The following is a 3636-nucleotide window of genomic DNA, read 5'->3' on the forward strand; positions in this document are numbered from 1 at the left end:
GTCTTGGCCGCCGAGTTGATGATGTGGTCGATCGCCTGCATGGCGAAGTTGAAGGTCATGAACTCGACGATGGGCTTCAGCCCCGCCATCGAGGCCCCCACCCCAACACCGGCGAAGCCGTATTCAGTAATCGGCGTATCGATCACCCGGCGCTCGCCGAACTCCTGCAACAGTTCGCGGCTGACCTTGTAGGCGCCCTGATACTGGGCGACTTCCTCGCCCATCAGGAAGACGCGGTCGTCGCGGCGCATCTCTTCGGCCATGGCGTCGCGCAGGGCGTCACGGATGGTGGTCTTCACCAGTTTGACGTCGGCGGGCAGCTCGGGGTCACGCAGCTCGACCTTGGGCGCGGGCGCGGCGGCGGGCGCGGCTTCAGCGGCCATGGGCGCTTCCGCGGCCGGTTCGGCCTTCGGAGCCGGAGCGGCGGTTCCGCCCTCCCCGGCCAGGCGGGCGATAGGCGTATTGACCTTCACGCCCTCGGAGCCTTCGGCCACCAGGATCTCCAGGACTTCGCCCTCATCGACGGCCTCGACCTCCATGGTCGCCTTGTCGGTCTCGATCTCGGCGATCACGTCGCCCGCCTTGACGGTGTCGCCCGCCTTGACGTGCCATTTGGTCAGCGTGCCCTCTTCCATCGTGGGCGACAGCGCCGGCATCAGAATGTCGGTCAACGGTCAGGCCTCCACATAGACGTCGGTATAGAGTTCGGACGGATCCGGCTCTGGGCTTTCCTGGGCGAACTGAACGGCCTCGGCGACGATGGCCTTGATCTCGTTGTCGATGACCTTCAGCTCGTCCTCGGTCACCTTGGCCTGGTCCAGCAGCATCTTGATGTGATCGATCGGATCGCGGGTCTTCTTGACCTCGTCGACCTCTTCCTTGGTGCGGTATTTGGCCGGGTCCGACATGGAGTGGCCGCGATAGCGATAGGTCTTCACCTCCAGGATGAAAGGACCGCCGCCCTCGCGGGCGCGCTTGACCGCGCGGGCCGTGGCGTCGCGCACGGCCAGCACGTCCATGCCGTCGACCTGTTCGCCCGGAATGCCGAAGCTGGCGCCGCGCTGATACAGCTCGGTCGTGGCCGACGAGCGTTCGATGCTCGTGCCCATGGCGTACTGATTGTTCTCGATGATGTAGATGGCCGGCAGCTTCCAGAGCTGGGCCATGTTGAAGCTCTCATAGACTTGGCCCTGGTTGGCCGCGCCGTCGCCGAAATAGATGAAGCTGACCGAATCGTCGCCGCGATACCAACCGGCGAAGGCCAGGCCGGTGCCCAGCGCCACCTGGGCGCCGACGATGCCGTGACCGCCGTAAAAGCCGGTCGGCACGTCGAACATGTGCATCGAGCCGCCCTTGCCCTTGGACGAGCCGCCGATGCGGCCGGTCAGCTCGGCCATGACCGCTTTGGGGTCCATGCCCGCGGCCAGCATGTGGCCGTGGTCGCGATAGCCGGTGATGATCTTGTCATAGCCCTGTTTGACGCTCTCCTGAACGCCCACGGCCACGGCCTCCTGGCCGATGTACAGGTGGCAGAAGCCGCCGATCAGGCCCATGCCGTACAACTGGCCCGCCCGCTCCTCGAAGCGTCGGATCAGGACCATCTCGCGATAGAAGCGGAGCAGGTCTTCCTTGGACGCCTGTGGGGCGTTGGGAATCGTTTTTGAAGTCGTCTTGTCGGAGGGGGCTTTCGCCATCCGCCATCTCCCGGCTGGGCCTCGCAGGAAGGCCTTCTGTCGTTACGTAAGGCGGCTTTAGCAGCCTTCGTTCCCGAAAGGCAAAGTCAGCCGTCGGAGATGTAACGAAAGTTCAGGATTGCGCGGGCTTAGACGCCTGGGCGGCCGGGCTGGAGACCCGGATCACATAGTCGCGCGGATCGGCGAAGCCCAGCACGGCGCGCGCCCGCTCCTCCAGCAGATCGCGCGACAGGCTCTCGCTACGCAGATAGCGGACCCGGACCTCCAGATCCCGTCGCTGTTCAGCCAGATCGTGCAGTTGAGATGCGCGCTGCTCCAGCAGGGCGTCTCGCTCCGTCGCCCCGAGCAGGCCCCGCTCGCCCGTCAACGCCTGCACCCCGAGGTACAGCACAGCGGCCAGCAGACAGAGGGACAGGGTGTAGGGCTTCATCCGTTCAGGCATTTCGGACGCTCCTTCTGAGCGCGGACTCACAGTTGATTGAATGTGAGCGGAAATGCCTAACGAACCGTAGCTTGGCCGTATCTCCTCCCTATCGCGCAGCGATGGGGAGGTGGATCGGACGCGAAGCGTTCGAGACGGAGGGGTTCTGGGATCGTGTGCGGTCCAACAGCCCCTCCACCGCCTACGGCGGTCCCCCTCCCCATCTGTGATGGGGAGGAGACGATGAGGTCACCGGCTCAACAGCATCCCGTCGCCGTAATAGGCGCCCTGGTCGCCCAGCATCTCTTCGATGCGCAGCAACTGGTTGTATTTGGCCGTGCGATCCGAACGGGCCAGAGAGCCGGTCTTGATCTGCCCGCAGTTGGTGGCCACGGCCAGGTCGGCGATGGTGGCGTCCTCGGTCTCGCCCGAGCGGTGGCTCATGACGGCGGTGTAGCCGGCGCGATGGGCCATATCGACCGCATCCAGGGTCTCGGAAAGCGTGCCGATCTGATTGACCTTGATCAGGATCGAATTGGCCAGGCCTTCGCCGATGCCGGCGGCCAGACGGGCCGGATTGGTCACGAACAGGTCGTCGCCGACCAGTTGGATACGGTCACCCAGACGATCGGTCAGGATCTTCCAGCCGTCGAAATCATCCTCGGCGCAGCCGTCCTCGATCGAGACGATGGGGAAGCGTTCGCACAGGTCGGCCAGATAGCCGACCATGCCCTCGGGATCGAAGGTCTTGCCCTCGCCCGTCATGACGTATTTGCCGTCCTTGAAGAATTCGGTCGAGGCGACGTCCAGCCCCAGGTGGAAGTCCTCGCCCGCCAGATAGCCGGCCGCCTGGCCCGCCTTGGTGATGAACTCCAGCGCCGCCTCGGCCGAGACCAGATTGGGGGCGAAGCCGCCTTCATCGCCGACGTTGGTGTTGTGACCGGCGTCCTTCAGGGCGGTCTTCAGGGCGTGGAAGATCTCGGTTCCCATGCGCAGGCCTTCCGAGAAGGTCTCGGCCCCGGTCGGCAGGATCATGAACTCCTGGATGTCGATCGGATTGTCGGCGTGGGCGCCGCCGTTGATGATGTTCATCATCGGCGTCGGCAGGACGCGGGCCGAAACCCCGCCCAGATAACGGTACAGCGGCAGATTGGCCGAGACGGCGCTGGCTTTGGCGCAGGCCAGGCTGACGCCCAGGATGGCGTTGGCGCCCAGCCGAGCCTTGTTGGCCGTGCCGTCCAGGCCGATCAGGGTCGAATCGATGCGGCGCTGGTCCTCGGCGTCCATGCCGCTGAGGGCGTCGAAGATCTCGCCGTTGACGGCGTCGACCGCCTTCTGCACGCCCTTGCCGCCCCACAGATCCTTGTCGCCGTCGCGCAGTTCGACCGCTTCATGCGCGCCGGTCGAGGCGCCCGAGGGCACGGCGGCGCGGCCGAAGCTGCCGTCGTCCAGGGTCACGTCGACCTCGACCGTCGGATTGCCCCGGCTGTCGAGAATCTGGCGGGCGACGATGTCGGCGAT

Annotated in this window: 4 protein-coding genes; all 4 read right to left on the minus strand. The window is 65.4% G+C overall.

All coding sequences use genetic code 11. The features are described 5' to 3' along the window. On the minus strand, nt 1-671 hold a 671-nt coding region (locus V7D63_RS13285; protein ID WP_333592754.1), incomplete at its 3' end, for a biotin/lipoyl-containing protein. Between the two features lie 3 nt (nt 672-674). Then, entirely contained in the window at nt 675-1694 is a 1020-nt protein-coding gene (pdhA, locus tag V7D63_RS13290; RefSeq protein WP_333592755.1) for a pyruvate dehydrogenase (acetyl-transferring) E1 component subunit alpha, read from the minus strand. A gap of 112 nt (nt 1695-1806) precedes the next feature. Continuing rightward, complete coding sequence (locus tag V7D63_RS13295) at nt 1807-2136, minus strand: FtsB family cell division protein (RefSeq protein WP_333592756.1); 330 nt, start codon at nt 2134-2136, stop codon at nt 1807-1809. Between the two features lie 228 nt (nt 2137-2364). Beyond that, a partial coding sequence (eno, locus tag V7D63_RS13300) for a phosphopyruvate hydratase (RefSeq protein ID WP_442882149.1) occupies nt 2365-3636 on the minus strand: 1272 nt, incomplete at its 5' end.

The organism is Brevundimonas sp. (assembly GCF_036732845.1).
Lineage (GTDB): Bacteria > Pseudomonadota > Alphaproteobacteria > Caulobacterales > Caulobacteraceae > Brevundimonas.